This is a genomic window from Methylobacterium sp. B1 (genome assembly GCF_000333255.1).
In the GTDB taxonomy this organism is placed as follows: domain Bacteria; phylum Pseudomonadota; class Alphaproteobacteria; order Rhizobiales; family Beijerinckiaceae; genus Methylobacterium; species Methylobacterium fujisawaense.
This window is the reverse complement of sequence record NZ_BACT01000384.1, coordinates 1-4,365: the sequence shown is the minus strand read 5'-3', so window position 1 is coordinate 4,365 and position 4,365 is coordinate 1. Positions and strand designations below refer to the sequence as shown.

The window sequence follows — 4,365 nt, the reverse complement described above, 5'->3', positions numbered from 1 at the left end:
AGGCGCTCGGCGTGCAGATCGCCATGGACGATTTCGGCACCGGCTATTCCTCGCTGTCGAACCTGCGCGCCTTCCCGTTCGACCGGATCAAGATCGACGGCTCGTTCATCAAGGCGGTCCACAGCAACCCGCAGGGGGCCGCGATCGTGCGCTCCGTGCTGGGGCTGGGTCGGGGTCTGGGGCTCGCCGTGGTGGCGGAGGGCGTGGAGACCGCCGAGGAGCTGTCCTTCCTGGCGCAGGAGAACTGCACCCTCGCCCAGGGTTATCTGCTGGGCCGACCCGAGCCGATCGCGCGCTTTTCCACCCACACCCACGGCGCGGCGCCGGACCGGGCGGCCGCCGTGGCCTGAGGCGCATCGGGCCGGTCGCCTCACCTCGAAGAGGGGCGGCCCCGGCGCCGGCTCATCCCGGCGGAGGTGGTCGATGGCGGCCCCGCGGTCGGGCTGCCGACGCTGTCGCGGGTCCGATCCGCGATCCGGGGAGGCGCTCCGCGCAGCGCCCCCGGCCCCGTCGTCGACAGCCACGCGACCAGAGGGCCGAGCCCCTGGGCGGCGGATCGAGGCGGAGCCGTGACGGATCACGCAGGGCCTGCCCCCAGCGCCCGCCAGAGACCCGGATGCGCGGTCCCGGGTCCGGGCACCGGGTGCGTCGGCGGCCTGCGCCCCGGGGAGGGCGCCCTCAGTCGGTCTCCCCGCGCAGCGGCCGGGCCAGCAGGCCGGCGATCACGTCGTCGACGCTGGCCGAGCCGGCCACGATGGCGGCGACGGCTTCCGCCACCGGCATCTCGAGACCCTTCGCGGCGGCGAGGCCCGCGAGGGCCGCGGCGGTGAACGCCCCCTCGGCGAGCTTGCCGCCCGCGGCCTCGGCCGGGCTGGCGCCGGCGCCGAGCCGCTGGCCGAAAGCGAAGTTGCGCGATTGCGGCGAGGAGGCGGTGAGCACGAGGTCACCGAGCCCCGAGAGCCCCATCAGCGTCTCGGGCCGCCCGCCGAAGGCGCGGGCGAAGCGCATCAGTTCGGCGAAGGCCCGGGCGATCAGCGCCGCCCGGGCGCTCTCACCGAGGCCGCGCCCCACCACGATCCCGCAGGCGATGGCCAGCACGTTCTTGCCGGCGCCGCCGATCTCGACGCCCCGCACGTCGTCGGTGTGGTAGAGGCGGAAGCTCGGCCCGGACAGCAGGGCGCTCAAGCCGGCGGCGAGGCCGGCATCGGCCGCCGCCAGGGTCACGGCGGTGGGCAGGCCGCGGGCGACGTCGGCTGCGAAGCTCGGGCCGGACAGGACCGCCACGGGCACACCGGGGGGTAGGACCTGCTCGGCCACCGCGCTCATGAAGCTGTCGCTGCCGCGCTCGATTCCCTTGGCGCAGAGGATCACCGGCCCGGCGCTGGCCAGGGGACCGCGCAGAGTTTCCAGCACGCCGCGCATGGTCTGGGCGGGCACCACCACGAGCGTCGCCCGGGCGCCCGCGAGGGCGTCGGCATCGGCCGTCGCGCGGATCGCGGGATGCAGCGGCACGCCCGGCAGGTAGCGCGGATTCTCCCGCTGGGCCTGGAGGGCGGCCGCGGCCTGCGCATCGCGCAGCCAGAGGGTGACGGGATGGCCGGCCCCGGCGGCGGCGTTGGCCAGCGCCGTGCCCCAGGCCCCGCCGCCGACGACGTTGATCGGGGTCTCCGCGCTCATGCCGCTTCCTCCCTGTCCGCGCAGTCCAGCCGGTAGAGCACGTGCGCGCGCAGCGGCCCCTCCGGCACCGCCGGATGCGGGAATGTCCCGGCCGGCCTCAGGCCGAGGCGCTCCATCACGGCCCGGGAGCGGTCGTTGCCGACCGCCGTGAAGGCCACGACGCTCCGGATCCTGCAGCGCCCGGCGAGATCGGCGAGGGCGAGCCGCGCGGCCCGGGTGGCGAAGCCGTGGCCCCAGGCCTCGCGTGCGAGGCGCCAGGCCAGTTCGACCGTCGTTCCGGGCCGGTCGCCCCCCGGGAAGGGCAGGGGTCGCAGGATCCGCATCGGGCCGGCGAAGCCGATGAACCGGCCCGCATGCTCCAGGGCCCAGGGGCCGAACCCGTCCGCCACGAAGCGGCGGTCGCAAAGGTCGGCCTCGGCGGCGCTCTCCGCCTCGGTCCGGGGCCGCGGGAAATGAGCCATCACCGCCGGATCGGCGTTGAGCGCCGCGAAGGGCGCCGTATCCTCCGGCCGCCAGCGGCGGAGGGTCAGGTCGCCGTCCCGGAGGGCCTCCGGCACCGGGGCGGCGGCGATCTTGCCGCGCCAGGCCAGGGAGCGGCGGTTCAGGAGCGCGAGGTCCGCCCGGCCGGCGAGCACCGCCTCGCCCAGCGCGATCGCGATCTCGAGCTGACCGAGCGGCATGGTGGCATAGGCGGGCGGGCGGGTATGGTCGCGCCAGGGGCCGCCGCAGGCATTGTCCAGGAGGATGCGGGCGAAGCAATGGTCGAGCCGCACCGGCCAGTCCGGACGGACGGCTTCGGGCAGGCGGCGCTCCACCAAATCCCGCCAATGCGTGCGCCGGTCCGCCGGGTTCATCCGGCCGGCACCGCCGCCCGGGCCGCCAGCGGCCAGCGGGGCCGCGCCGGGGCCGTGAGGTCGTCCACCAGCCCGAGGCGCAGGCGCTCCAGCCCGGCCCAGGCGATCATCGCGCCGTTGTCGCCGCAGAGCGGCAGGGGCGGCGCCACGAAGCTCAGGCCCGCCTCGCCGGCCAGGGCGGCCAGCGCCCGCCGGATGGCACCGTTGGCCGCCACGCCCCCCGCCGCCACCAGGGCGGTGGGCCGTCCGGCCACGTCCGAGAAGGCGCGCAGGGCGACCCGGGCGCGGTCCACCACCACGTCGACCACGGCGGCCTGGAAGCTCGCGCAGAGATCGGCGACGTCGCGCTCGGCCAGCGGGGCGATCCGCTCGGCCTCGATCCGCACGGCGGTCTTGAGGCCCGAGAGGGAGAAGTCGGCCTCGCGGCGGCCGAGCATCGGCCGGGGCAGGGCGAAGCGCTCGGGATCGCCGGCCTCGGCCATGCGCTCGACCGCGGGACCACCGGGATAGCCGAGGCCGAGGAGCTTGGCGACCTTGTCGAAAGCCTCGCCGATGGCGTCGTCGACGGTCGAGCCGAGCCGCACGTAGTCGCCGACGCCGCGCACGGCGACGAGCTGGGTGTGGCCGCCCGAGACCAGGAGCAGCAGGTACGGGAAGGCGACGCCGTCGGTGAGCCGCGCCGTGAGCGCGTGGGCTTCCAGATGGTTGACGGCGAGCAGGGGCTTGCGGGTCACGAGCGCCAGGGTCTTGGCGGTGACGAGGCCGACCAGCACGCCGCCGATCAGCCCGGGGCCGGCGGCCACCGCGATGCCGTCGAGGTCCCGGAAGCCGGTCCCGGCCCGGTCGAGGGCACGGGCGATCAGCCGGTCGAGCACCTCCACGTGGGCGCGGGCGGCGATCTCCGGCACGACGCCGCCATAGGCCGCGTGCTCGGCGATCTGGCTCAGTACCTCGTTGGCGCGGATCTGGCCGACACCATCCTCGTCGACCGACACCACGGCGGCGGCGGTCTCATCGCAGGTGGTCTCGATGCCGAGCACGGTCTTCTGCACGGGTTGAACTCCTCCGATCCGGACCGCATCCTATCCGCCGGCGGTCACGGCGCGAAAGCGGAGCATGGTCTCAGCCGTCCGTCCCATCCGCGTCCTGCGGTGCCGGAGCGCAGCGCAGGCCTCGGGATGAGGGGACGGCGCGAGGACGCCCTCAGTCGACGGCGACCATGACGTCGGAAGCCTTGATCACCGCGTAGGCGGGACCGCCGGCGACGAGCTTGAGGGATTCGACAGCCTCGTTGGTGATCGAAGCGGTGACCACTTGGCCGGGGCTGATCTCGATCTTCACGTGGGAGGTGGTCGCCCCCTTGTCCACGGAGAGGACCGTACCCTTGAGAACGTTGCGCGCGCTGATCTTCATGGTCTGCTGCCTCGCTCCAAAAGCCGCACCGGAACAGGTCGCGTCGGGCGGCCTCGGGCAGGTCTCCTACAGCATGGCGGGGTCCCGCGCGACCGCCTCAGCGCGGATCGGCCTCAGGCTCGCCGGCCTCGTCCTCGGGGATCGGCGCGGCCCCCCAGGCGGCCAGCGCGGCGTTGAGATCGTCGAGGACGAAGTGCCGGGCGCTGTCCCGGTCGTATCCGTCGGCCAGGAGGTCGTCGTAATCGGTGAAGACGTGGCGTGCGTACGTGATGAGGGCGAGGCGTGCCGCGGTCTCCGGGGCGGCCCGGCGCAGGCCCGGGCTGGCCAGCGCCCGGTCGAGGGCGGCCTCCGCCTCGAAATCCGGGAGGCGCAGGGCAAGCCGGGCCAGCGCCGCGGCGACGGCGTCCCGGCGATCAGCGGC

Annotated in this window: 6 protein-coding genes; 1 reads left to right on the top strand and 5 read right to left on the bottom strand. The window is 75.2% G+C overall.

Annotated features, from left to right (window positions below):
• The coding region (locus I53_RS11345; protein ID WP_043350602.1) for an EAL domain-containing protein at positions 1–350 on the top strand (350 nt) is incomplete at its 5' end.
• Between the two features lie 328 nt (positions 351–678).
• Here I53_RS11345 and I53_RS11340 read toward each other — a convergent pair.
• The 5 genes from I53_RS11340 to I53_RS11320 form a co-directional block, all read right to left on the bottom strand.
• A complete protein-coding gene (locus I53_RS11340) occupies positions 679–1,677 on the bottom strand; it encodes an NAD(P)H-dependent glycerol-3-phosphate dehydrogenase (protein ID WP_043350600.1) in 999 nt (332 codons plus the stop codon).
• A complete protein-coding gene (locus I53_RS11335; protein WP_043350598.1) occupies positions 1,674–2,531 on the bottom strand; it encodes a GNAT family N-acetyltransferase in 858 nt (285 codons plus the stop codon). The genes I53_RS11340 and I53_RS11335 overlap by 4 nt, the downstream gene beginning before the upstream one ends.
• Positions 2,528–3,583 (bottom strand): tRNA (adenosine(37)-N6)-threonylcarbamoyltransferase complex transferase subunit TsaD, encoded by a 1,056-nt coding sequence (gene tsaD / locus I53_RS11330; RefSeq protein ID WP_043350596.1) that lies wholly within the window; start codon positions 3,581–3,583, stop codon positions 2,528–2,530. Before tsaD ends, I53_RS11335 begins: the two co-directional genes overlap by 4 nt.
• A gap of 151 nt (positions 3,584–3,734) precedes the next feature.
• Positions 3,735–3,944: a molybdopterin-binding protein gene (locus I53_RS11325; protein ID WP_043350594.1), complete on the bottom strand. Its 210-nt coding sequence runs from the start codon at positions 3,942–3,944 to the stop codon at positions 3,735–3,737.
• A 97-nt stretch (positions 3,945–4,041) separates the two neighbouring features.
• The coding region (locus I53_RS11320) for a DUF2293 domain-containing protein (RefSeq protein WP_043350591.1) at positions 4,042–4,365 on the bottom strand (324 nt) is incomplete at its 5' end.